We start from the raw sequence: 22,855 nt of genomic DNA, 5'->3' as shown, positions 1-22,855 counted from the left end.
TAACCCGCACCCTTAACCATAGGTCACGCCGTTAGAACAGGTACGCCAAAACTTATACCAAAAAACAATATTGTACAGCTATGGGTGTCGGCGTAGTCTGTACTCAAAGGTAAAACGAGGCCCCCCATGACTGTTCCCATCGCGATCATCGGCACCGGCATCGCCGGTCTCTCCGCCGCCCGAGCGTTACGAGACGCGGGGCACGTTGTACAACTTTTCGATAAAAGCCATGGCAGTGGTGGCCGCATGTCCAGCAAGCGCAGCGATGCCGGCGCCCTGGACATGGGCGCGCAATACTTCACAGCCCGCGACCGGCGCTTCGTCAACGAAGTACAACGCTGGCAGAGCAATGGCTGGGCCGAACAGTGGAAACCGCAGCTCTACAACTTCAAGTCCGGCCAGCTCACGCCCTCCCCCGACGAGCAGATACGCTGGGTCGGCACGCCGCGCATGAGCGCCATTACCCGCGCATTGCTTGACGACTTGCCGGTGGAATTCGGTTGCCGCATCACCGAAGTGTTCCAAGGCAAACAGCACTGGAACCTGCTGGACGCCGACGGCGGCAATCATGGCCCGTTCAGCCACGTGGTGATTGCCACGCCGGCGCCCCAGGCCACTGCCCTGCTGGCTGCCGCGCCCAAGCTGGCAAGTGCCGCCGCCGGAGTGAAGATGGACCCGACCTGGGCCGTCGCACTCGCCTTCGACACGCCGCTGGATACGCCGATGCAAGGCTGTTTTGTGCAAGACAGCCCGCTCGACTGGCTGGCGCGCAACCGCAGCAAACCTGGGCGTGACGCCACCCTCGACACCTGGGTGTTGCACGCCACCAGCGCCTGGAGCAAGGCCAACCTGGACCTGCCCAGAGAAGCGGTGATCGAACACCTGCATGGTGCCTTCGCCGAACTGCTGCACAGCGCCATGCCCGCGCCGTCCTTCAGCCTTGCCCACCGTTGGCTCTACGCCAGGCCATCGGAGCGGCATGAATTCGGCGTGCTGGCCGACGCCGACCTGGGCTTGTATGTGTGTGGTGACTGGTGCCTGTCCGGGCGAGTCGAAGGCGCGTGGCTCAGCGGCCAGGAAGCCGCACGCCGCCTGATAGAGCACCTGCAATGAACCGTATCAACCCGACGAAATTGCTGCTGTCGAAGTGGACAGCAGCACGCCCGCGCAACAAGGAAAAACACTTCCTCGTCACCGAACTGTTCCGTGATGATGAAGGCACCGTGCTCGAAATCGAGCTGCAAGCGGTCATGACCCGCCGCGCCGAACGCTTCGCCTGGCAAACCTTGCAAAACGCCGAAGACTGGCGCATCGGCTGGAAATAGCTTCCGCCGCAAATACTTGTACAAAACATTTGACTTGTACAGCATCAAACCTATGATGAGGTTTAGTTGTACAAACTTTAAAAGTTGTACAGGAATCTTGCAGAGGTTCGGCCATGTCCAGCATCGCAAAACCGAAGATCGCTATCAGCGCCTGCCTGTTGGGCGAGAACGTGCGCTTCAACGGCGGCCACAAACAATCCCTGCTGTGCAGCCAAACCCTCGCCGACTATTTCGACTTCGTGCCGTTGTGCCCCGAAGTGGCGATCGGCCTGGGCATTCCGCGCGAACCGATTCGCCTGGTAGGTGACCCTGCCCACCCGCAGGCCGTCGGCACCGTGCATCGTGAACTCAATGTGACGCAGCCATTGGATGATTACGGCCAGCAGATGGCTGCCGAGCACACTGACCTGTGCGGCTACATCTTCATGCAGAAGTCGCCGTCGTGCGGGCTGGAGCGGGTCAAGGTCTATCGCGACAACGGCACGCCCGTCGATGGCGGCGGTCGCGGCATTTATGCCCAGGCATTTTGCGCACGCCACCCCAACCTGCCGGTGGAAGAAGACGGCCGATTGAATGACCCGGTGCTGCGCGAGAACTTCCTCACCCGTGTATTCGTATACGCCAGCTGGCAACAATTGCTGGCCGAAGGCCTCACCCGTCACCGCCTGCTGGCGTTCCACGCGCGCTACAAATACTTGCTGATGGCCCACAGCCCCGTGCATTACAAAAGCCTTGGCCACCTGCTGGGCAGCATGGGCAAGGGCATCAACCTGGATGAACTGGCCGCCGGCTATTTCAGCGAGTTGATGAGCGGCCTGAAAAAGTGCGCCACCCGCGGCACCCACACCAATGTGCTGCAACACATCAGCGGCTACCTCAAGCAGGCCATCAGCGCCGATGACAAGCAGGAAATGCAAACCGTCATCGGCCAATACCGCACCGGCATCGTGCCGCTGGTGGTGCCGCTGACCTTGCTCAAACATCACTTTCGCCAACACCCGGACCGCTACATCGCGCAGCAGGCTTACCTGCAGCCGCACCCGGAAAACCTCAGCCTGCGTAATGCGATCTAGACCATGACACCTGCCCTGCAAGACGACCCTGTCGAAGACATCGCCCAAGCCATCGAAGACGGCTGGTTGCCGATTCGCGAAGTGGCGCGCCAGACCGGCGTCAACGCCGTCACCCTGCGCGCCTGGGAGCGCCGTTATGGCTTGATCGTGCCCCAGCGCACACCCAAGGGCCATCGGCTGTTCAGCGCCGAACATGTGCAACGCATCCAGACCATTTTGACCTGGCTCAACCGTGGCGTGCCGGTCAGCCAGGTCAAAGGCCTGATCGATTCGGCCCAGGCCAGCCCCGACAGCGTCGAAAATGAATGGCATGCGCTGCGCCATAACCTGATCACCGCAATCAGCGAATTGGCCGAACGCCGGGTCGACGACCTGTTCAACCAGGCCATGGCGCTGTACCCGCCGCGCACCTTGTGTGAGCAATTGATGCTGCCGCTGCTCACCGCGCTGGAACAACGCTGGCAAGGCCAGTTCGGCGCACAAATGGAACGGGTGTTTTTTCTGTCCTGGCTGCGCAGCAAGTTCGGCGCGCGCATTTACCACAACAACCGCCAGCTCCAGGGCGCACCGCTGCTGCTGGTCAACCAGTCCGACGTGCCGCTGGAGCCACACCTGTGGCTCAGCGCCTGGTTGGCCAGCAGCGCCGACTGCCCTGTGGAGGTTTTTGATTGGCCTTTGCCGACCGGCGAACTGGCTCTGGCGGTGGAACACCTGCAACCGCGCGCGGTGCTGCTGTATTCAAGCAAAGCCCTCCACCTGTCGGCACTCAGCAAACTGTTGGGTGGTATCAATTGCCCAATTTTGATTGCCGGACCAACGGTATGCATCCACCAGGATGAGTTAGCCGTATTAACCCGTGACACTCCTGATTTGTTCGTGGCCGAAGACCCGTTGTCGGCTCACCAGTTATTGATCCAGCGTGGAATTGTCTAAATGCATTTGATCTGGCTGCGCACCGACTTGCGCCTGCACGACAACACCGCCCTCGCCGCCGCCTGCCAGCGCGGCCCGGTTGTCGCCGTGTACCTGATCACCCCGCAGCAATGGCTGGCGCATGATGACGCGCCGTGCAAAGTCGATTTCTGGCTGCGCAACCTCAAGCACTTGAGCCGGGCCCTTGGCGAACTGAACATTCCCTTGCGGATTCGCACCGCCGACACCTGGGACGAGGCACCCGCCGTGCTGGGCAAACTGTGCCGGGAACTGTCGGTGGACTCGGTGCACGTCAACGAGGAATACGGCATTCATGAAAGCCGTCGTGATGAGGCCGTGGCCAAGGCCCTGGAAGCTGACGGCGTGACGTTTCACAGCTACCTTGACCAATTGCTTTTCCAACCCGGCAGCGTGCTGACCAAAACCGGTACTTACTTCCAGGTGTTCAGTCAGTTCCGCAAGGTCTGCTACAGCCGCCTGCACAGCGCCTTGCCGCGCCTGGTGGCCACGCCGCAACAACAGGCACCGCTGAAGGTGAACAGCGACACCATCCCGGATCAGGTCGAAGGTTTCGCAACACCCAGCGACACCCTGCGCGCCCTCTGGCCCGCCGGTGAAGAAGAAGCCCGCCGTCGCCTCGACGCCTTCGCCGACCAACAGATCAGCTACTACAAAGACGAACGCGACTTCCCGGCCAAACCCGGCACCAGCCAGCTCTCGGCCTACCTCGCCGCCGGAGTGGTTTCACCGCGCCAGTGCCTGCACGCCGCCCTGCAAACCAACCAAGGCGAATTCGAAAGCGGCGATATCGGCGCCATCACCTGGATCAACGAATTGCTGTGGCGCGAGTTCTATAAGCACATTCTGGTCGGTTACCCAAGGGTCTCGCGCCACCGTGCGTTCCGCCCCGAAACCGAGGCACTGGCCTGGCGTGATGCGCCCAAGGACTTGGCCGCCTGGCAGCAAGCGCGTACTGGCCTGCCGATTATTGATGCGGCCATGCGCCAACTGCTGGAAACCGGTTGGATGCACAATCGCCTGCGCATGGTGGTGGCAATGTTTTTGACCAAGAACCTGCTGATCGACTGGCGTGAAGGCGAGCGCTTCTTTATGCGCCACTTGATCGACGGCGACCTGGCCGCCAACAACGGCGGCTGGCAGTGGAGTTCGTCCACCGGCACCGACTCGGCGCCGTATTTCCGGATTTTCAGCCCGTTGAGCCAGTCGGAAAAGTTCGACAGCGAAGGGGTGTTCATCAAGCACTGGCTGCCAGAGCTGGCGGCGCTGAACAAGAAAGAAGTGCACAACCCCGAAGCCGCCGGTGGCCTGTTCGGCGTGGCGGATTACCCACGCTCGATTGTCGACCTGAAAAAATCCCGCGAGCGCGCGCTCGCCGCCTTTCGCAACCTGCCTTCACGCCAGGAGGTCGCCGAACATGAGTGACTTCCTGCAGCGGTTCGCCCAGGCCTTTACCACGCTGGACAAGCACAACCTGCACCTGCTCGACAGCTTGTACAGCCAGGACATCGCCTTCACCGATCCGCTGCACGAAGTGCATGGGCTGCCCGCTTTGCGCGGTTACTTCGCCGAGATGTACAGCAATGTCAGCCAGTTGCGTTTTGACTTCCATGGCTTCGACCAAGTCGCCGAAGGTGAAGGCTACCTGCGCTGGAAAATGAGTTTTTGCCACCCGCGCCTGGCCAGTGGCAAGGTGATTCGGGTGGAAGGTTGCTCGCACCTGATGTGGCGCGACAAGGTCTACCGCCATCGCGATTATTTCGATGCCGGCGCGTTGCTCTATGAACACTTACCGGTAGTCGGCCGTGTGGTCAGTTGGCTGAAAAGGAGAATCGGATGAGCCTTGTACCGCCCCGCCGTTATTGGTTGACCGGTGCCAGCAGTGGTATCGGTGCCGCCCTGGCCGTCGAATTGCTCGAGAGTGGCGCGCACGTGGCGCTCAGTTCGCGCAGCAAAGGCCCGCTCGAAGCGTTCGCCCTGCGTTATCCAGGCCAAGTGCTGGTGGTAGCCGGCGACCTGACCAACAGCCAGACCGTGCGCGAGATCGGCGAACACATCGACGCGGTCTGGGGCTCATTGGATACGGTGATCCTTAACGCCGGCACCTGTGAGTATGTCGACGCCCGGCAATTCGATTCCTCCATCGTCGAGCACGTGGTGCGTACCAACTTATTGGCCAGCAGCTATTGCATCGAAGCTGCATTGCCGCTGTTGCGCAAAGGCCTTACTCCACACCTGGTCGGGGTTGCCAGCGCCGTGACCTACCTGCCTATGCCACGCGCCGAAGCCTATGGCGCGTCCAAGGCGGGGCTGCGTTACCTGTTTGAATCGCTGCGCATCAGCCTGTCGCCAGAGAACATCGACGTCACGGTGATCAGCCCAGGCTTTGTCGACACGCCACTGACCGAACGCAATGATTTCCCGATGCCGCTGAGCTGGTCCGCCGAAAAGGCTGCCAGGCATATCTTCGCCAAGCTGGAAAAGCGCCCGCTGGAAATCGCTTTCCCGGCGATGTTTATCGCCACCCTGTGGCCACTGTCGAAGCTGCCCAACCGCGCGCAGCTGATTATCGGCAAACGCATGCTGCGTAGCCCGCCACCGAAGAAGGACGACCTGTGAAGATCGCCATCATCGGCAGCGGTATCGCCGGGCTGACCAGCGCTTACCTGCTCAGCCGCCGCCACGACATCACGCTGTTTGAGGCGGGCGAGCGCATTGGCGGGCATACCCACACCGTCAATGTCACGGTCGAAGGTCAAAGCTATGCCGTGGACACCGGTTTCATCGTGTTCAACGACTGGACCTACCCCAATTTCATCCGTCTGCTCGGGCAGATCGGCGTGACCTTCAAGCCCACCGAAATGAGCTTTTCGGTGTGCGACCAGCACGCCGGCTTCGAGTACAACGGCAATAACCTCAATAGCCTGTTTGCCCAGCGCAGCAACATTCTGTCGCCGGGGTTCTGGGGCATGTTGCGCGACATTCTGCGCTTCAACCGCCAGGCACCGCTGGACCTGCAAGAGCAACGCATCAGCGCCGACATGACCCTGGGCGACTACCTCGAAGCCGGGGGTTATGGCCCACGCTTTATTCGCCATTACATCGTGCCGATGGGCGCGGCGATCTGGTCGATGTCGCTGGCGGACATGCTCGGTTTCCCGTTGCAGTTCTTTGTGCGGTTTTTCAAGAACCACGGCTTGTTGTCGGTGAACAACCGGCCGCAGTGGTGCGTGATCGAAGGCGGCTCCAGCCGTTACATCGAACCGCTGACCCGCAGCTTTCGCGAGCAGATCCGCCTCAATTGCCCTGTGGATAAAGTCGAACGCACAGGCGATGGCGTGGTTATCCACAGCCCCGCCGGCAGCGAGACCTTTGACCGCGTGGTGTTTGCCTGTCACAGCGACCAAGCCTTGGCGTTGCTGGCCGACCCGAGCCAGGCTGAGCAGGATATTCTTGGTGCCCTGCCCTACGCCGACAATGACGTGGTGCTGCACACCGACACGCGGCTGCTGCCCGATCGCAAACTGGCCTGGGCCAGCTGGAATTATCGTCTGACCGGCACCGCGCAAACCCAGGCGGCCGTCACCTACGACATGAACATCCTGCAAGGCATCCACAGCGACACCACCTTTTGCGTCAGCCTCAACCAGACGCCGATGATCAACCCGCTGAAGATTCTAGCGCGCTACACCTATGCGCATCCGCAATACAGCCTGGCGGCAGTGGCCGCACAAAACCGCTGGGAAGAATTGCACGGCGCACGTAACACTTTTTATTGCGGCGCCTATTGGGCCAACGGCTTTCATGAAGACGGCGTGACCAGCGCATTGCGCGTGGCCCAGGCGTTTGGCGAAACCCTATGAACAGCGCCCTGTACAGCGGCTGGATCGCCCATCGCCGGTTTGCGCCCAAGGCCCACGCCTTTCGCTACCGCATCGGCCTGCTGTACCTGGACTTGAGCGAACAAGACGAAGTGCTCGGCCTATCGCCCCTGGCCGGCAACAGCCGCCTGGCGCCCTTCGGCTTTCGCCAGCAGGACTACCTGCGTGAATTTACGCGTCACGGCATCAGCTTGAGCGATGCCGTGCGCCAGGAAGTCGGCAAGGCACTGGGGCGCGAGCCCCAGGGCGTTATCTGCCTACTGACCCAGGCCCGCAGTTGGGGCCTGGCTTTTAATCCGGTGAGTTTCTTCTACTGCTTCGAGGCCGATGGGCAACTGGCCGCGATCCTGTGTGAAGTGACCAACACCCCGTGGCGCGAGCGCTACCACTATGTGCTGCCGGCCCAGGCGCTCGGCGCCGAGGAACACCAGCACTTCGCCGTGGCCAAGGCGTTCCATGTGTCGCCGTTTTTACCCCGCGACCTGGAATACCGCATGAGTTTCAGCCCGCCGGCCGACAGGCTGGGTGTGCACATGGCCGATTGGCAGGGCACGCAAAAAGTCTTCGACGCCACCTTGAGCCTGCAAAAGGAAGCGCTGACCCGCGCCAGCCTGCATCGCTACCTGTGGCGCTTCCCGTGGATGACCGCCAAGACCTGCCTGGCGATTTACTGGCAAGCCATGCGCCTGTTGCTCAAACGCACACCGATTTTTTCCCATCAGGCCGCCGATGGCGCCTCTCGCACCGCAGTCGGGTATACCAAGGATCGCCGCCATGAAATCCCCTAGCTTATCGGTCAAGACCAACCGCCTGAACATCAACGGCGTGACCAGTGCGCTGTTGCGCAAAGGTGTGCTGCGCCAACTCAGCCAACTGCGCCACGGCCAATTGGTGGTGATCGAGGACGGCGAGCGCCAGGTGTTCGGCGCCCGCGAAGCGCACCTGTTGGGCGAAATCCAGATTCACGATTCGGCGGTCTGGGGCTTGGTGGCAGCCAATGGCTCGATCGGCGCCGGCGAGGCGTTTATCCACGGTTACTGGAGCAGCCCGGACCTTACCGCCGTGGTACGCGTGATGGTCAGCAACCTTGATGTGCTTGACGCAATGGAAGGCGGCCTGGCGCGCTTGGCGCGGCCGTTCACCCAAGGCCTGCACTGGCTTAACCGCAACACCCGCAAGGGCTCGCAGAAAAACATCGCCGCCCACTATGACCTGGGCAACGACCTGTTCGAGGAATTCCTCGACCCGACCATGATGTATTCGGCGGCGCAGTTTCTGACGCCCGACGACAGCCTGGAACAGGCACAGTTGAACAAGCTGGAACGCATCTGCCAGAAGCTCGCACTCAAAACCACCGACCATTTGCTCGAAATCGGCACCGGTTGGGGCAGCATGGCGCTGTATGCGGCGCAGCACTATGGCTGCAAGGTCACCACCACGACCTTGTCCAAAGAGCAGTTTGCCTACACCGAAAAACGCATCGAGAGCTTGGGCCTCAAGGACCAAGTGACGCTGTTGTTGCAGGACTACCGCGACCTGACCGGCCAGTACGACAAGCTGGTGTCCATCGAGATGATCGAGGCGGTCGGCCATCGCTTCCTGCCGACCTACTTCAAGCAATGCGCGCACCTGCTCAAAAGCGACGGCCTGATGCTGCTGCAAGCCATCACCATTCGTGAGCAGCGTTTTGAGCAGGCCAAAAACAGTGTCGACTTTATCCAGCGTTATATTTTCCCCGGCGGTGCCCTGCCCTCTGTGCAGAACATGCTGCAAATCGTCAGCCGCGACACCGACATGAACCTGCTGCACATGGAAGACTTCGGCTTGCACTACGCGCGCACATTGCGCCTGTGGCATGAGAACTTCCGTCGCGCCCATGGCCGTCTTGCCGAGCTGGGCTACGATGAGTACTTCCTGCGCCTGTGGGAATTCTACTTGTGCTACTGCGAAGGCGGGTTTATGGAGCGAACAATCGGTACCGCGCAGTTGCTGCTGGCCAAGCCTGCGGCGATCAACCCACCGTTGCTCGGGCGTTTCAGTGCTTAAACCGCTGGCCAATGCCGCGCTGTTCCAGTGCGGCTGGTTTGCCTGTGTGCTTGGCGGTGACAGCCGCTGGTTATGGGTGGGCGCTGGCGTGCTGGCCATCCACCTGCTGTGGACAAGCTCATGGTCTGCAGAAGGCCAAGTGATTCTGGCCGTGACCCTGTTGGGCACCGTGGTCGATACCTCGTTGCGCACCTTTGGCGTGTTTCACTTTGGTTTTCCTGGGCCGCTGATTCCCTTCTGGCTGATCATGCTTTGGGCACTGCTTGCCACCACGCTGCGCCATTGCCTGGCCTGGAGTGCACAACCCTGGTGGCGCGCCAGCCTGCTGGGCGCGGTGGGCGGGCCGATGTCTTACTATGCCGGTAGCCAATTGGCCGGTGTGCGCTTCGGCTACGACACAACGCTGACGCTGATCGGCCTGGCGCTGCTCTGGGCGGTCCTGTTCCCCGTCATGCACTGGGTGGCGCGGCAGCTTGGGCACTGACGTCCGTCAGAGCATTCATGCGCACGCAACTCGCTTGCCTTACACTGCGCGCCTATGACCAACATCCCCCACACTCAAATCACCGAACCCGCCGTCACCTGCTCGACGTGCGCGGCCTGCTGCTGCCAGCTGGAAGTCATGCTGATTACCGACACGGGTGTGCCGGAACGCTTTATCGATACCGACGACTGGGGCGGTGAAGTGATGTTGCGTCTGGACGACGGCTGGTGCGCGGCACTGGATCGGGACACGATGATGTGCACGATCTACGAGCGGCGGCCGCTTATCTGTAGGGAGTTCGAGATGGGTGCACCGGAGTGCCTTGAAGAGCGCCAAGGCATTGCGACGGCTTATCGCTGATCCAAAATGTGGGAGCGGGCTTGCTCGCGAAAGCGCCGTGTCAGGCGATGCATCAGATGTCTGACACACCGTGTTCGCGAGCCCGCCCGATTCCACATTGGTTTTGCATAAGGCTTCAGAATTACAACGGGTAGGTGTAGTGCAACGAGTAGCTCTCTACCCCGTCGTTATTGCTGCTGATGCCGGCGTTGGAATAGTGCGTGGCGCGAATGCCCACTTCATGCCCGCCGGCAAAGCGCAAACCTAAGCCCAGGCGGTCTTCGAACTGGAAAGCCTGGCCGATGTTGTTGTCTTCAACCCGCGTGCGTGAGAACACCGCTACACCGATACCCGCTTCGATGTAAGGCTTGACCTTCTCTCCCGCAAACTCATAAACGAACACTGGCGAGAACGACAGGCTGCTGACACTCGCGCGTTTGTCGCCATCCCAGTAGGTGTAAGCGCCGCTCCAGTAGCCGGTCAGTCGCCCGGTATCGCTCTGCCACCAGCTTTTATCCCAATCCGACGTCAGCCCAAGGCGATAGGTCATGGTCGAATCGCTGGTGCCCCCCACCCCAAACTCCAGGCCTGCGGCCTGAGCCGAAACCGAGTGTCCCACCACGGCGGCCGCAATCGCAGCCAAACAGAACAAGCGCTTCATAAGAGCACATCCTTTGAGATCGAAGTTGTATGGTTTGTACAGGCTAACGCTATAGAAGCTTGCGCGATGCCAGAAGTTCAGCTTCTAACCGCGATGTTTCACGAATTTTTCACAAGCCAAAATTACGCACAACGCCAGGAAATTTCCAGAGTGTCGGTAGGATATTTCTTAGGTGATCGACGTCGCCGCTGGTCCAGAACTGCGCCGGCTCGGGATTGCCGGGCGCCAACAGGTCACGCTCGCCCAGCAGACGCTTGAGCTGACGCGCCACGGCGGCGCCGGTGTCGATCAGGATGATGCTGGGGGGAAGCATCTGTGCCAGAAGCGGCTTGAGGAAGGGGTAATGGGTACAGCCGAGAATAATCGTGTCGCAACCCGCGTTGAGCAGCGGCTCGACATAGCCCTGCAACAGCTGGCGTAGCGCCGGACTGTTGAGGTCACCGGTTTCGATCAACTCCACCAGGCCCGGGCACGGCTGGGTAATCACCCGCACATCGGTGGCAAAGCGGTCGAGTAACGCTGCGAACTTGGCACTTTGCAATGTGCCGGTGGTGGCGAGCACGCCGACCACGCCACTGCGGGTGGCGGCCGCGGCTGGTTTGACCGCCGGCTCCATGCCCACCAAAGGCCAGTCAGGATAGTTCTGGCGCAAATCGGCCACGGCGGCGACGGTTGCGGTGTTACAGGCAATCACAAAGGCTTTGGCGCCTTGTTCGCGGAAAAACTGGGCGACCAAACGGCTACGCTCAAGAATGAACGCCGGGGATTTTTCACCGTAGGGGATATGCCCGCCATCAGCCACGTACAGCAGTGACTCATGGGGCAACAACTGCTGGATTTCATCCAGCACCGACAGGCCGCCAACGCCGGAATCGAACACACCGATGGGCGCGTCCTTAACCATGGGCCGTCCCGCACACGCTGCAGCCGGGATCGCGCTTGACGCGCAGTTCGCGAAAACGCGTGGTCAAGGCATTGATCAGTAGCAAGCGCCCCACCAAGGGTTCCCCAAAACCTGCCAGCAACTTCAGCGCTTCCAGTGCTTGCAGGCTACCGACCAGCCCGACCAACGGACCGACCACACCGGCTTCGCTGCAGGTCAGCTCGGTGTCGCTGCCGTGCCCATATAAACAGTGGTAGCACGGGCTTTCGTCGCGGCGCGGGTCGAACACTGACAATTGGCCTTCCAGGCGAATGGCCGCGCCGCTGACCAAAGGCTTGCCAGCTGCAACGCAAGCGGCGTTGACGGCTTCACGGGTGGAGAAGTTGTCGCTGCAATCGAGCACCACGTCTACCGCAGCCACTGCGGCGGCGAGTGAATCGGCATCCAGCGCAGTGCGATGGGCGACCAACGTAATGTCCGGGTTAATGGCGGCCAGGCGACGCATGGCCGAATCGACCTTGGCCTGTCCGACGCTGGCGGTGTCATGGATGATCTGGCGTTGCAGGTTGGTCAGGTCGACGGTGTCGAAGTCTGCCAGGTGCAGCTCACCCACACCGGCGGCGGCCAGGTACAGCGCCACCGGCGCGCCGAGCCCACCGAGGCCGACGATCAGCGCACGCGCGTTTTTCAGGCGCAATTGGCCGTCGATGTCGACATGTTGCAACAGAATCTGTCGGCTATAGCGCAACAGCTCCTGGTCGGTCAGCACGGGCGGTGCCCCAACGTGATGCGTTCGTGGCCGCCGAGGTCGATGCGGCTGTGGACCTCTTCAAAGCCCTCACCCGACAACAAATCACGTACCGCCGCAGCTTGGTCGTAACCGTGTTCGAGCAGCAGCCAGCCACCGGCATTCAAGTGGGCTGGGGCCTGGGCGATGATCAACCGTAAATCGTCCAGCCCATCATGGCCCGCCACCAAGGCGCTGGCGGGCTCAAAGCGCACATCGCCTGCCACCAGGTGTGGATCGTTATCGGCAATGTAAGGCGGGTTGCTGATGATCAGGTCAAAGCGCTGGCCTTGCAGCGCGCTGAACCAATGGCTGTTCAACACCGTGGCGTTCTTCAGGTGCAGGCGCTGGCGGTTGCGTTCGGCCAGGGCCACGGCTTCGAGCACACGGTCGACGGCGCTGACCTGCCAGGCCGGGCGCTCGCTGGCCAGGGCCAGGGCGATCGCGCCGCTGCCGGTACCCAGGTCGAGGACCTTGGCAGGCGTGGCCGGCAACAATTCAAGGGCAGCTTCCACAAGCAGCTCGGTTTCCGGACGCGGGATCAGCGTGTGCGGCGCGACCTCCAGGTCGAGCTTCCAGAAACCCTGCTGGCCGAGGATGTAGGCCACCGGCTCACCCGCGCGACGACGCTGCAGGTAATCGGCAAAGGTCAGCGCGTGTTCGCTGCTGACGATTTTTTCCGGCCAGGTGTGCAGGTAGCCGCGCGATTTGCCCAAGGCAGCGGCCAGTAACAGTTCCACATCCAGACGCGCGGTGGGCGAGTCTGGCAGGTCAGCGGCGCGCAGGAGGCTGGCAATAATGGTCATTTATTCACCTATCGCCGCCAATTGATCGGCCTGGTATTCGGCCAGCAAAGGCTCAATCACCGCGTCTACGCCACCGGCGAGAATTTCGTCGAGGGAATAAAGCGTGAGGTTGACCCGATGGTCGGTGACCCGGCCCTGGGCGAAGTTGTAGGTGCGGATGCGTTCGGAGCGGTCGCCCGAGCCCACCAGCAACTTGCGCTCGCTGGCAATCGCGTTGGCGGCGGCGCTGGTCTGCTGGTCGTTGAGCTTGGCCGACAGCCAGGACATGGCCCGCGCACGGTTTTTGTGCTGGGAACGTTCTTCCTGGCACTCGACCACAATGCCCGACGGCAAGTGGGTAATACGGATCGCCGAGTCGGTCTTGTTCACGTGCTGACCACCAGCGCCCGACGAGCGGTAGGTGTCGACACGCAAGTCTGCCGGGTTGATTTCAATGGCTTCCTGCTCGTCCGGCTCAGGCAACACAGCCACGGTGCACGCCGAGGTGTGGATACGGCCCTGGGATTCGGTTGCCGGAACCCGCTGCACGCGGTGCGCGCCGGACTCGAATTTGAGCTTGCCGTAGACGTTGTCACCTTCGACCCGCGCGATGACTTCTTTATAGCCGCCGTGCTCACCGATGTTCTCGGACAAAATCTCGACCCGCCAGCCACGTCGCTCGGCGTAACGCGAGTACATACGGAACAGGTCGCCGGAAAAGATCGCCGCCTCGTCGCCACCGGTACCGGCGCGGATTTCGAGGAACACGTTGCGCCCGTCGTTCGGGTCTTTGGGCAGCAGCATGCGTTGCAGGTCGCCTTCGAGCTCGACCAGCTTGTCTTTGGCTTCGCGGACTTCTTCCACGGCCATTTCACGCATGTCCGGGTCGCTGTCCTTGAGCAGTGCCTGGGCGCCCTCGAGGTCGGCCTGCACTTTCATCAGGCTTTTGTAGGTGGCCACAATCGGCTCAACTTCGGCGTATTCCTTGGAATAGGCACGGAACTTGGTCTGATCGGAGATGACCTCGCCATCGCCGAGCAGGGCGGTCAGTTCTTCGAAACGGTCCTGGAGCACGTCCAGTTTATTGAGCAGTGACGCTTTCATTGCGATTTTTTATCCGAAGAGCTATCTGACGCGCCCTCACCGAGGGCAAAGAGTTCCTGGGCCATGGCCAGCGCATCGAGGCGGCCTTCGGCGGTAAGCTTTTTCAACTGAACGCTGGGGGCGTGGAGCAATTTGTTGGTCAGGCCGCGTGCCAGTTGCATCAGCACGTCTTCGGCACTGCTGCCGTTGGCCAACAAACGCTGGGCCTTGATCAATTCTTCATCACGCAGGCGTTCGCCCTGCTGACGATACGCCTTGAGCACATCGACCGCCGCCAGCTCACGCAGGCGCACCATAAAGTCTTCGGCGCCGGTGCTGACCATTTCCTCGGCGGCCTGGGCTGCGCCCTGGCGACTCTTGAGGTTTTCGGCGACCACTTCGTGCAGATCGTCGACGCTATAGAGGTAAACGTCGTCCAACTCGCCGACTTCAGGCTCGATATCACGGGGAACGGCGATATCCACCATGAAAATCGGTTTGTGCTTGCGCAGCTTCAGCGCGCTCTCGACCGCGCCTTTGCCAAGGATCGGCAACTGGCTGGCGGTGGAGCTGATGACGATATCGCTGCGCACCAGCTCGGCCGGGATATCCGACAGCAACACGGCGTGGGCGCCAAACTGCTCGGCCAGGATGCTTGCGCGCTCCAGGGTGCGGTTGGCGACCACAATACGCTTCACGCCCAGGTCATGCAGGTGGCGGGCGACCAGGGTGATGGTTTCACCGGCGCCGATCAACAGCGCCTGGCTGCGCTGCAAGTCACTGAAAATCTGTTTGGCCAGGCTGACGGCGGCGAACGCGACGGACACCGGGTTTTCACCGATGGCCGTGTCGGTGCGCACCTGCTTGGCCGAATTGAACGTAGCCTGGAACAATCGGCCGAGCAACGGGCCGACGGTGCCGGCCTCGCGGGCCACGGCGTAGGCGGATTTCATCTGCCCGAGGATCTGCGGCTCGCCCAACACCAGCGAGTCGAGCCCTGCGGCGACGCGCATCATGTGACGAACTGCCGCATCCTCTTCGTGCACATAGGCACTGGCGCGCAGGTCGTCGAGGTCCAAATGGTGGTAATCGGCCAGCCAGCGCAGCACCACATCCGCCGAAAGATGTTCCTGCTCTATATAAAGCTCGCTGCGATTGCAGGTCGAAAGGATCGCAGCTTCGCGGCTGTCGGTGAGCCGGCAGAGCTGCTGCAAGGCCTCAACCAACTGCTCTGGCGTAAACGCCACGCGCTCGCGCACGTCTACGGTTGCAGTCTTGTGGTTAATACCGAGTGCGAGGAAGGCCATTCAATATCGCTGATGATGTCGGGAAGCCGACAATTGTCCTACTTCGAAAGATCCAGAACAACCACCGTCGTCTATTGTCCTAGTAGCTTGTGCCTATAAAGGCGCCCACTGAGACTCGGTTATGTTTGGCCGAAGGCTTGTGTCATGATGATCCGACCGCAGGTTAGTCGTCCTCTTCCTATATGAATAGATCTTCCGCGTTGCTCCTTGCTTTTGTCTTCCTCAGCGGCTGCCAGGCTTTGGCACCCGTGTCGCCGGACGGTACGCCGCCGGTCGAAGACAGCACCCCAGCCCCTGAAAAGCCCAAGGTTTACTCCTCGTTCAATGAAGAAACGATCTATAGCCTGCTGACCGCCGAACTCGCCGGCCAGCGCAATCGTTTCGATATTGCCTTGGATAATTACGTGACCCAGGCCATCAATACCCAGGACCCGGGCATTTCGGAGCGTGCGTTTCGCATCGCCGAATACCTGGGCGCTGACCAGGCCGCGCTGGATACTTCGCTGATCTGGGCGAAAAACGCCCCGGACGACCTCGAAGCGCAACGCGCGGCGGCTGTGCAACTGGCACGCGCCGGGCGTTATGACGACTCCATGGTGTATATGGAGAAAGTCCTGCAGGGCAAGGGCGACACACATTTCGACTTCCTCGCGCTATCGGCGGCCGACACCGACCAAGACACGCGCAATGGCCTGATGAAGAGTTTTGACCGCCTGCTGCAAAAGCATCCGAAGAACAGCCAGCTGATTTTCGGCAAGGCTTTGCTGCTGCAACAGGATGATGAAGCCGATGCTGCGCTCAAGTTGCTGGAGCAGAACCCGCCGGAAGACGGCGAGATCGCCCCGATTCTGCTGCGCGCTCGCCTGCTGCAGAACCTTAATCGCGGCAAGGAAGCGATTCCACTGCTGGAAAAAAGCATCAAGAAGTACCCAGGCGACAAGCGTTTGCTGCTGACCTATGCGCGCATGCTGGTTGAGCAAGACCGCATGGAAGACGCCAAAGTGCAGTTCGCCAACCTGGTCCAGCAATACCCTGACGACGACGAGTTGCGTTACTCCCTGGCGCTGGTGTGCCTGGAAGCCAAGGCCTGGGACGAGGCCAAGGGATATCTCGAAGAGTTGATCGAGCGCGAAAGCCACGTGGATTCGGCGCACCTGAACCTCGGCCGCATCGCTGAAGAACGCAATGACCCGCAGGCCGCACTGCTTGAATATGCCCAGGTCGGCCCTGGCAATGACTACCTGCCAGCCCAGTTGCGTCAGGCCGATATCCTGATGAGCAACGGCCGCACCGACGAAGCCGAAAAACGCCTGGCGGCGGCACGCGATGCCGAACCGGACTATGCGATCCAGCTGTACCTGATCCAGGCCGAAACGCTGTCGGCCAACAAGCAGGGCGAACGCGCCTGGAAATTGCTGCAACAAGCCTTGCTGCAATACCCCGACGACTTGAACCTGCTGTACACCCGTGCCATGCAGGCGGAAAAACGCAATGACTTGGCGCAGATGGAAAAAGACCTGCGCCTGATCATCAAGCGCGACCCGGACAACGCCATGGCGCTCAATGCCCTGGGCTACACCCTGTCGGACCGCACCACGCGTTACGCCGAAGCCAAGGTGCTGATCGAACAAGCCCACAAGCTCAACCCGGAAGACCCGGCCGTACTCGACAGCCTGGGTTGGGTGAATTACCGCCTGGGCAACCTTGACGAGGCCGAACGCTTGCTGCGTCAGGCACTCGAACGCTTCCCGGACCAGGAAGTGGCAGCCCACCTGGGTGAAGTGCTGTGGGCCAACGGCAAACAGCGCGAAGCACGCCAGATCTGGGAGAAATTCCTCAAGGAACAACCCGAAAGCCCCATCCTGCGCAGCACCATCAAGCGCCTGACCGGATCCGAGACCCTTTAAGCTTATGTTCTTGCGCCACGTTATTGTTTTCAGTTTTATCGCCCTGCTCGCCGGTTGCGCGGGCATCGGCAGCCGTGAATCCGTTGAGGGCCAGGGCAACCAGGCACAATGGAAGCAGCACAAGGATCAACTCAGCAGCATTGACGGCTGGCAGATCGACGGCAAAGTCGGGGTGCGCGCACCGAAAGATTCCGGCAGCGGTACTTTGTTCTGGCTGCAACGCCAGGACTATTACGATATTCGTCTGTCCGGACCGCTGGGCCGTGGCGCAGCACGCCTGACCGGCCGACCGGGGCAAGTGAGCCTGGAAGTGGCCAACCAGGGCCGCTATGAGGCAACTACGCCGGAAGAATTGCTGGAACAGCAGATCGGCTGGAAGCTGCCGGTTTCGCACCTGGTGTGGTGGGTACGCGGCTTGCCTGCGCCGGACAGCAAGAGCCGCCTGAGCCTCAACGGCGATAGCCGCCTGGCCACGCTTGAGCAGGATGGCTGGCAGGTCGAGTATCTGAGCTATGTAGAACAGAGCGGTTACTGGCTGCCTGAGCGCATCAAGTTGCATGGCACCGACCTTGACGTCACGCTGGTGATCAAGGAATGGCAACCGCGCAAGCTGGGGCAATAACGTGACCTCAGAACGCTTGACGCTGCCCTCTCCCGCCAAACTCAACCTGATGCTGCATATTCTTGGTCGCCGCGAAGACGGCTACCACGAGCTACAGACATTGTTTCAATTTCTCGATTACGGCGATGAACTGACTTTCGCCGTGCGCGACGATGGCGTGATCCAGTTGCACACCGAATTCGAAGGCGTGCCCCACGACAGCAATCTGATTGTCAGGGCCGCAAAAAAACTTCAGGCGCAATCTGGTTGCTCGCTCGGTATCGACATCTGGATCGATAAAATTCTGCCCATGGGCGGCGGCATCGGTGGCGGCAGCTCAAATGCCGCGACCACGCTGCTCGGTTTGAATCACTTGTGGCAACTGGGCTGGGACCACGATCGGCTGGCCACGCTGGGCCTGACACTGGGCGCCGACGTACCGGTTTTCGTGCGTGGGCACGCGGCTTTTGCCGAAGGCGTTGGGGAGAAACTCACCCCGGAATACCCCGAAGAGCCTTGGTATGTCGTGCTTGTTCCGCAAGTATCTGTAAGTACAGCAGAAATTTTTTCAGATCCACTGTTGACACGTAACTCTCCTCCCATTAAAGTGCGCCCCGTTCCCAAGGGAAACAGTCGAAATGACTGCTTACCGGTTGTAGCAAGGCGTTATCCAGAGGTACGTAACGCTTTGAATTTGTTAGGTAAATTTACCGAAGCAAAATTAACCGGAACTGGAAGTTGTGTGTTTGGGGGCTTCCCAAGCAAAGCTGAAGCTGATAAAGTCTCGGCCCTTCTTACAGAGACCCTTACAGGGTTTGTAGCAAAGGGAAGCAACGTTTCGATGTTGCATCGCAAGCTGCAAAGTCTGCTCTAAAAGGAACCGAGTACTGGGTACTCGTTGCAACAGATACAGGGGCGTCGCCAAGCGGTAAGGCAGCAGGTTTTGATCCTGCCATGCGTTGGTTCGAATCCAGCCGCCCCTGCCATTTTCTAATACTCATCCAGGTTACCCTCAGCCTCTAGGTACTGCGCGTGTCCAAGATGATGGTCTTTACGGGGAACGCCAACCCCGATCTGGCTCGACGTGTCGTACGTCAGCTGCATATCCCTCTCGGTGACATCTCTGTCGGTAAATTCTCCGACGGCGAAATTACAGCCGAGATCAATGAAAACGTCCGCGGTAAAGATGTTTTCATTATTCAGCCGACCTGCGCTCCGACCAACGATAACCTGATGGAACTCGTCGTGATGGCTGATGCCTTCCGCCGCTCCTCAGCGACTCGAATCACAGCTGTAATCCCTTACTTTGGTTATGCCCGTCAGGATCGCCGTCCGCGTTCCGCACGTGTGGCTATCAGCGCGAAAGTCGTTGCTGACATGCTGACCGTGGTAGGCATCGACCGTGTTCTCACGGTTGACCTGCACGCTGACCAAATCCAGGGGTTCTTCGATATTCCGGTAGATAACATCTACGGCTCCCCAGTATTGGTGGATGACATTGAAGACCAGCGCTTTGAAAACCTGATGATCGTGTCCCCGGACATTGGTGGCGTCGTGCGTGCACGGGCTGTTGCCAAATCCCTGGGCGTGGACCTCGGGATCATCGACAAACGCCGTGAGAAAGCCAATCACTCTGAAGTGATGCATATCATCGGTGATGTCGAAGGGCGTACCTGTATTCTGGTTGATGACATGGTCGACACCGCCGGCACCCTGTGCCACGCGGCGAAAGCCTTGAAAGAGCACGGTGCAGCAAAAGTCTTCGCCTACTGCACACACCCTGTGCTGTCGGGCCGAGCGATCGAGAACATCGAGAACTCCATGCTGGACGAACTGGTGGTGACTAACACCATCCCGTTGTCCGCAGCAGCTCAAGCCTGTTCGCGTATCCGTCAACTGGATATCGCACCGGTAGTTGCCGAAGCGGTTCGCCGCATCAGCAACGAAGAATCGATCAGCGCGATGTTCCGATAAGGGTCAAACCTTACGAAACATCCCACTGACGAAAAGCGCCCCGCCCCAGCATTCTGTTGGGGCGGGGCTTTTTTGCCCATATCGCCTTTAGCGCTGGTCGCAAACGCTGGGGCGAATGTGGTTATTTTGGAGATACAACATGAACGATTTTACTCTGAATGCTGAAGCGCGTTCCGACCTGGGGAAAGGTGCGAGCCGCCGCCTGCGTCGTCTCGCAAGCCTGGTTCCAGCTGTAGTTTACGGTGGCGACAAAGCCCCTGAATCCATCAGCATGCTGGCCAAAGAAATCGCCAAACTGCTCGAAAACGATGCTGCTTACAGCCACGTTATCGAACTGAACGTTGGCGGCAAAAAGCAAAACGTAATCATCAAGGCCCTGCAACGTCACCCGGCCAAAGGCCACGTGCTGCACGCTGACTTTGTACGCGTTATTGCCGGTCAGAAACTGACCGCTATCGTTCCAGTTCACTTCGTTGGCGAAGAAGCTCCGGTCAAGAAAGGCGGCGAAATCTCGCACGTCCTGAACGAAATCGAAGTGACCTGCCTGCCGAAAGACCTGCCTGAGTTCATCGAAGTCGACCTGTCGGCTCTGGAAATCGGCGCCATCATCCACCTGTCCGACCTCAAAGCCCCTAAAGGCGTTGAGTTTGTTGCACTGGCTCACGGTGATGACAAAGCTGTTGCAAACGTTCACGCTCCACGCGTTGCACCAGAAGCTGAAGAAGGCGCTGCAGAGTAATTCACTCTGTATTGCCGGAGCTTGAGGAAACATCGCGGACCGGAACGTAGCGAGAAAGCGGGCGATAACGCGGCGTTTACTCTTGAGTAAATGATCTTTTGTTGTCCACTTTCGCCGCACGCAGGTGTCGGCGATGTTATCCACAACTCCAAAGGAAGGGCCCCTGTCGTGACTGCCATTAAACTGATCGTTGGCCTGGGAAATCCAGGCGCCGAATACGAACAGACCCGGCATAACGCGGGGGCCCTTTTTGTTGAGCGTATCGCCCACGCGCAAGGTGTAAACCTTGTGGCCGATCGCAAGTATTTTGGCCTGACCGGGCGCTTCTCGCATCAGGGTCAGGATGTTCGTCTGCTGATTCCCACCACCTACATGAACCGCAGCGGCCAGGCTGTCGCGGCGCTTGCGGGCTTCTTCCGGATCAAACCCGAAGAAATCCTGGTGGCCCATGACGAACTGGACCTGCCACCCGGCGTTGCCAAACTCAAGTTAGGCGGCGGGCATGGCGGCCACAATGGCCTGCGCGACATCATTGCGCAGTTGGGTAATCAGAATAATTTTTACCGTCTGCGGCTCGGCATTGGCCACCCAGGCGTTGCCAGTATGGTTTCAAATTTCGTCCTGGGTCGTGCGCCACGCGCCGAACAGGAAAAACTCGATGCCAGCATCGACTTTGCCCTCGGCGTGCTGCCGGATATCTTCGCCGGTGAATGGAACCGCGCGATGAAAAACCTGCACAGCCAGAAGGCCTGACTCTTACCGAGGGGAAACACCATGGGATTCAATTGCGGCATCGTCGGCCTGCCCAACGTCGGCAAATCCACCCTGTTCAACGCCCTGACCAAGTCCGGTATTGCGGCGGAGAACTTCCCCTTCTGCACCATCGAACCCAACAGCGGTATCGTGCCGATGCCAGACCCGCGCCTGGACGCGTTGGCAGCTATCGTCAATCCCAAGCGTATCCTGCCGACTACCATGGAGTTCGTCGACATCGCAGGCCTGGTGGCTGGTGCGTCGAAAGGTGAAGGCCTGGGTAACAAGTTTTTGGCCAACATCCGTGAAACCGATGCCATCGCCCACGTGGTCCGCTGCTTTGAAGACGAGAACGTGATTCACGTCTCCAACAGCGTCGACCCGAAACGCGACATCGAGATCATCGACCTGGAGCTGATCTTCGCCGACCTCGACAGCTGCGAGAAGCAACTGCAGAAAGTCGCGCGTAATGCCAAGGGCGGTGACAAGGACGCAGTGGTCCAGAAAGGCCTGCTGGAGCAGCTGATCGCACACTTCACCGAAGGCAAGCCGGCACGCAGCCTGATGAAGTCCATGGGCGTCGACGAGAAAGCTGTGATCAAAGGCTTCCACCTGCTGACCACCAAGCCTGTGATGTACATCGCCAACGTCGCCGAAGACGGCTTCGAGAACAACCCTTTGCTGGATGTGGTCAAGGCCATCGCCGACGAAGAAGGCGCTATCGTGGTTCCGGTGTGCAACAAGATCGAAGCAGAAATCGCCGAGCTCGATGACGGCGAAGAAAAGGACATGTTCCTCGAGGCCCTGGGCCTGGAAGAGCCTGGCCTGAACCGCGTGATCCGCGCCGGTTACGAAATGCTTAACCTGCAGACCTACTTCACCGCCGGTGTCGAAGAAGTCCGCGCCTGGACCGTGAAGGTCGGTGCCACCGCACCACAGGCCGCCGGCGTGATCCACACCGACTTCGAAAAAGGCTTTATTCGCGCCGAAGTCATCGCCTACAACGACTTTATCCAGTACAAGGGTGAAGCCGGTACCAAGGAAGCCGGTAAATGGCGCCTGGAAGGCAAAGAGTACATCGTCAAGGATGGCGACGTGATGCACTTCCGTTTCAACGTATAAGCGCCACCAGCGGCTTTGCCGCAAACAAAAAGCCGATGCACTGCATCGGCTTTTTTGTGGGCGATTGTTTGTCTATCGGTAATCGCCATCTTGTTGTTTATTTGAAAGCTTAAGATATTTCCTATTTATTACGCAAACAACAGCTCAATCACTT

25 protein-coding genes and 1 tRNA gene are annotated in these 22,855 nt (G+C 59.9%); 20 read left to right on the top strand and 6 right to left on the bottom strand.

Annotated elements, in window-relative coordinates:
• Positions 1-126 precede the first annotated feature (126 nt).
• From ACTD9P_RS01320 to ACTD9P_RS01265, 12 genes are all read left to right on the top strand, one after another.
• Positions 127-1,113: an NAD(P)/FAD-dependent oxidoreductase gene (locus tag ACTD9P_RS01320; protein ID WP_438866391.1), complete on the top strand. Its 987-nt coding sequence runs from the start codon at positions 127-129 to the stop codon at positions 1,111-1,113.
• Complete coding sequence (locus tag ACTD9P_RS01315) at positions 1,110-1,325, top strand: TIGR02450 family Trp-rich protein (protein ID WP_438866390.1); 216 nt, start codon at positions 1,110-1,112, stop codon at positions 1,323-1,325. The genes ACTD9P_RS01320 and ACTD9P_RS01315 overlap by 4 nt, the downstream gene beginning before the upstream one ends.
• 113 nt (positions 1,326-1,438) lie before the next feature.
• Complete coding sequence (locus tag ACTD9P_RS01310; protein WP_138816919.1) at positions 1,439-2,398, top strand: YbgA family protein; 960 nt, start codon at positions 1,439-1,441, stop codon at positions 2,396-2,398.
• A gap of 3 nt (positions 2,399-2,401) precedes the next feature.
• Entirely contained in the window at positions 2,402-3,331 is a 930-nt protein-coding gene (locus ACTD9P_RS01305) for a MerR family transcriptional regulator (protein WP_438866389.1), read from the top strand.
• Positions 3,332-4,774, top strand: coding sequence for a deoxyribodipyrimidine photo-lyase (gene phrB, locus ACTD9P_RS01300; RefSeq protein ID WP_438866388.1), 1,443 nt, complete (start codon positions 3,332-3,334; stop codon positions 4,772-4,774).
• Entirely contained in the window at positions 4,767-5,189 is a 423-nt protein-coding gene (locus ACTD9P_RS01295; RefSeq protein ID WP_438866387.1) for a nuclear transport factor 2 family protein, read from the top strand. Before phrB ends, ACTD9P_RS01295 begins: the two co-directional genes overlap by 8 nt.
• Complete coding sequence (locus ACTD9P_RS01290; protein ID WP_438866386.1) at positions 5,186-5,968, top strand: SDR family NAD(P)-dependent oxidoreductase; 783 nt, start codon at positions 5,186-5,188, stop codon at positions 5,966-5,968. The genes ACTD9P_RS01295 and ACTD9P_RS01290 overlap by 4 nt, the downstream gene beginning before the upstream one ends.
• Positions 5,965-7,212, top strand: a complete 1,248-nt coding sequence (locus ACTD9P_RS01285) for an NAD(P)/FAD-dependent oxidoreductase (protein WP_438866385.1) — start codon at positions 5,965-5,967, stop codon at positions 7,210-7,212. Before ACTD9P_RS01290 ends, ACTD9P_RS01285 begins: the two co-directional genes overlap by 4 nt.
• Entirely contained in the window at positions 7,209-8,018 is an 810-nt protein-coding gene (locus ACTD9P_RS01280) for a DUF1365 domain-containing protein (RefSeq protein WP_438866384.1), read from the top strand. The genes ACTD9P_RS01285 and ACTD9P_RS01280 overlap by 4 nt, the downstream gene beginning before the upstream one ends.
• Positions 8,005-9,276 carry a class I SAM-dependent methyltransferase gene (locus tag ACTD9P_RS01275; RefSeq protein WP_438866383.1) on the top strand — a complete coding sequence of 424 codons (1,272 nt, stop codon included), beginning with the start codon at positions 8,005-8,007 and terminating at the stop codon, positions 9,274-9,276. Before ACTD9P_RS01280 ends, ACTD9P_RS01275 begins: the two co-directional genes overlap by 14 nt.
• Entirely contained in the window at positions 9,269-9,760 is a 492-nt protein-coding gene (locus tag ACTD9P_RS01270) for a DUF2878 domain-containing protein (RefSeq protein WP_438866382.1), read from the top strand. The genes ACTD9P_RS01275 and ACTD9P_RS01270 overlap by 8 nt, the downstream gene beginning before the upstream one ends.
• Before the next feature lie 54 nt (positions 9,761-9,814).
• The gene (locus tag ACTD9P_RS01265) at positions 9,815-10,120 is read left to right on the top strand and encodes a YkgJ family cysteine cluster protein (protein WP_219266869.1); all 306 of its coding nucleotides are present in this window, start codon (positions 9,815-9,817) and stop codon (positions 10,118-10,120) included.
• Between the two features lie 121 nt (positions 10,121-10,241).
• Here ACTD9P_RS01265 and ACTD9P_RS01260 read toward each other — a convergent pair whose 3' ends face one another.
• The 6 genes from ACTD9P_RS01260 to hemA form a co-directional block, all read right to left on the bottom strand.
• Positions 10,242-10,760, bottom strand: coding sequence for an acyloxyacyl hydrolase (locus ACTD9P_RS01260; protein ID WP_438866381.1), 519 nt, complete (start codon positions 10,758-10,760; stop codon positions 10,242-10,244).
• Between the two features lie 109 nt (positions 10,761-10,869).
• Entirely contained in the window at positions 10,870-11,664 is a 795-nt protein-coding gene (gene murI / locus ACTD9P_RS01255; protein WP_438866380.1) for a glutamate racemase, read from the bottom strand.
• A complete protein-coding gene (locus tag ACTD9P_RS01250; protein ID WP_438866379.1) occupies positions 11,657-12,412 on the bottom strand; it encodes a molybdopterin-synthase adenylyltransferase MoeB in 756 nt (251 codons plus the stop codon). The genes murI and ACTD9P_RS01250 overlap by 8 nt, the downstream gene beginning before the upstream one ends.
• Positions 12,406-13,236, bottom strand: a complete 831-nt coding sequence (prmC, locus tag ACTD9P_RS01245; protein WP_438866378.1) for a peptide chain release factor N(5)-glutamine methyltransferase — start codon at positions 13,234-13,236, stop codon at positions 12,406-12,408. The genes ACTD9P_RS01250 and prmC overlap by 7 nt, the downstream gene beginning before the upstream one ends.
• The gene (prfA, locus tag ACTD9P_RS01240) at positions 13,237-14,319 is read right to left on the bottom strand and encodes a peptide chain release factor 1 (protein ID WP_200432598.1); all 1,083 of its coding nucleotides are present in this window, start codon (positions 14,317-14,319) and stop codon (positions 13,237-13,239) included. It lies immediately after the preceding gene.
• Positions 14,316-15,605: a glutamyl-tRNA reductase gene (gene hemA / locus ACTD9P_RS01235; RefSeq protein WP_438866377.1), complete on the bottom strand. Its 1,290-nt coding sequence runs from the start codon at positions 15,603-15,605 to the stop codon at positions 14,316-14,318. Before hemA ends, prfA begins: the two co-directional genes overlap by 4 nt.
• A gap of 182 nt (positions 15,606-15,787) precedes the next feature.
• On the opposite strand from hemA, the gene ACTD9P_RS01230 reads away from it, so the two are divergent.
• From ACTD9P_RS01230 to ychF, 8 genes are all read left to right on the top strand, one after another.
• On the top strand, positions 15,788-17,512 hold the full coding sequence (locus ACTD9P_RS01230) for a tetratricopeptide repeat protein (RefSeq protein WP_138816935.1): 1,725 nt from the start codon (positions 15,788-15,790) through the stop codon (positions 17,510-17,512).
• Positions 17,513-17,516: 4 nt separating this feature from the next.
• On the top strand, positions 17,517-18,134 hold the full coding sequence (lolB, locus tag ACTD9P_RS01225) for a lipoprotein insertase outer membrane protein LolB (RefSeq protein WP_438866376.1): 618 nt from the start codon (positions 17,517-17,519) through the stop codon (positions 18,132-18,134).
• Positions 18,135-18,183: 49 nt separating this feature from the next.
• On the top strand, positions 18,184-18,987 hold the full coding sequence (gene ispE, locus ACTD9P_RS01220) for a 4-(cytidine 5'-diphospho)-2-C-methyl-D-erythritol kinase (RefSeq protein WP_178110933.1): 804 nt from the start codon (positions 18,184-18,186) through the stop codon (positions 18,985-18,987).
• A 37-nt stretch (positions 18,988-19,024) separates the two neighbouring features.
• Positions 19,025-19,099, top strand: a tRNA-Gln gene (locus ACTD9P_RS01215).
• A 46-nt stretch (positions 19,100-19,145) separates the two neighbouring features.
• Entirely contained in the window at positions 19,146-20,087 is a 942-nt protein-coding gene (locus ACTD9P_RS01210; protein WP_003208392.1) for a ribose-phosphate pyrophosphokinase, read from the top strand.
• A gap of 139 nt (positions 20,088-20,226) precedes the next feature.
• A complete protein-coding gene (locus ACTD9P_RS01205) occupies positions 20,227-20,826 on the top strand; it encodes a 50S ribosomal protein L25/general stress protein Ctc (RefSeq protein WP_058419246.1) in 600 nt (199 codons plus the stop codon).
• A gap of 168 nt (positions 20,827-20,994) precedes the next feature.
• On the top strand, positions 20,995-21,579 hold the full coding sequence (gene pth / locus ACTD9P_RS01200; RefSeq protein WP_010213318.1) for an aminoacyl-tRNA hydrolase: 585 nt from the start codon (positions 20,995-20,997) through the stop codon (positions 21,577-21,579).
• 21 nt (positions 21,580-21,600) lie between these two features.
• The gene (gene ychF, locus ACTD9P_RS01195; protein WP_138816938.1) at positions 21,601-22,701 is read left to right on the top strand and encodes a redox-regulated ATPase YchF; all 1,101 of its coding nucleotides are present in this window, start codon (positions 21,601-21,603) and stop codon (positions 22,699-22,701) included.
• Positions 22,702-22,855: the final 154 nt, after the last annotated feature.

Origin of the sequence: Pseudomonas onubensis, from assembly GCF_965653655.1 — a bacterium.
Classification (GTDB): Bacteria; Pseudomonadota; Gammaproteobacteria; order Pseudomonadales; family Pseudomonadaceae; genus Aquipseudomonas.
The sequence above is the reverse complement of the archived record's forward strand: the minus strand, read 5'-3'. Positions and strand labels throughout refer to the sequence as shown.

Bases quoted from the DNA above. Each gene is read 5' to 3' on its own strand.
- lolB (WP_438866376.1), top strand. From the start codon at position 17,517: ATGTTCTTGCGCCACGTTATTGTTTTCAGTTTTATCGCCCTGCTCGCC.
- ACTD9P_RS01205 (WP_058419246.1), top strand. From the start codon at position 20,227: ATGAACGATTTTACTCTGAATGCTGAAGCGCGTTCCGACCTGGGGAAA.
- ACTD9P_RS01315 (WP_438866390.1), top strand. From the start codon at position 1,110: ATGAACCGTATCAACCCGACGAAATTGCTGCTGTCGAAGTGGACAGCA.
- phrB (WP_438866388.1), top strand. From the start codon at position 3,332: ATGCATTTGATCTGGCTGCGCACCGACTTGCGCCTGCACGACAACACC.
- prmC (WP_438866378.1), bottom strand. From the start codon at position 13,236: ATGACCATTATTGCCAGCCTCCTGCGCGCCGCTGACCTGCCAGACTCG.
- hemA (WP_438866377.1), bottom strand. From the start codon at position 15,605: ATGGCCTTCCTCGCACTCGGTATTAACCACAAGACTGCAACCGTAGAC.
- ispE (WP_178110933.1), top strand. From the start codon at position 18,184: ATGCTGCATATTCTTGGTCGCCGCGAAGACGGCTACCACGAGCTACAG.
- ACTD9P_RS01275 (WP_438866383.1), top strand. From the start codon at position 8,005: ATGAAATCCCCTAGCTTATCGGTCAAGACCAACCGCCTGAACATCAAC.
- ACTD9P_RS01310 (WP_138816919.1), top strand. From the start codon at position 1,439: ATGTCCAGCATCGCAAAACCGAAGATCGCTATCAGCGCCTGCCTGTTG.
- ACTD9P_RS01305 (WP_438866389.1), top strand. From the start codon at position 2,402: ATGACACCTGCCCTGCAAGACGACCCTGTCGAAGACATCGCCCAAGCC.
- ACTD9P_RS01230 (WP_138816935.1), top strand. From the start codon at position 15,788: ATGAATAGATCTTCCGCGTTGCTCCTTGCTTTTGTCTTCCTCAGCGGC.
- murI (WP_438866380.1), bottom strand. From the start codon at position 11,664: ATGGTTAAGGACGCGCCCATCGGTGTGTTCGATTCCGGCGTTGGCGGC.
- ACTD9P_RS01320 (WP_438866391.1), top strand. From the start codon at position 127: ATGACTGTTCCCATCGCGATCATCGGCACCGGCATCGCCGGTCTCTCC.
- ACTD9P_RS01290 (WP_438866386.1), top strand. From the start codon at position 5,186: ATGAGCCTTGTACCGCCCCGCCGTTATTGGTTGACCGGTGCCAGCAGT.
- ACTD9P_RS01295 (WP_438866387.1), top strand. From the start codon at position 4,767: ATGAGTGACTTCCTGCAGCGGTTCGCCCAGGCCTTTACCACGCTGGAC.
- ACTD9P_RS01260 (WP_438866381.1), bottom strand. From the start codon at position 10,760: ATGAAGCGCTTGTTCTGTTTGGCTGCGATTGCGGCCGCCGTGGTGGGA.
- ACTD9P_RS01280 (WP_438866384.1), top strand. From the start codon at position 7,209: ATGAACAGCGCCCTGTACAGCGGCTGGATCGCCCATCGCCGGTTTGCG.
- prfA (WP_200432598.1), bottom strand. From the start codon at position 14,319: ATGAAAGCGTCACTGCTCAATAAACTGGACGTGCTCCAGGACCGTTTC.
- ychF (WP_138816938.1), top strand. From the start codon at position 21,601: ATGGGATTCAATTGCGGCATCGTCGGCCTGCCCAACGTCGGCAAATCC.
- ACTD9P_RS01265 (WP_219266869.1), top strand. From the start codon at position 9,815: ATGACCAACATCCCCCACACTCAAATCACCGAACCCGCCGTCACCTGC.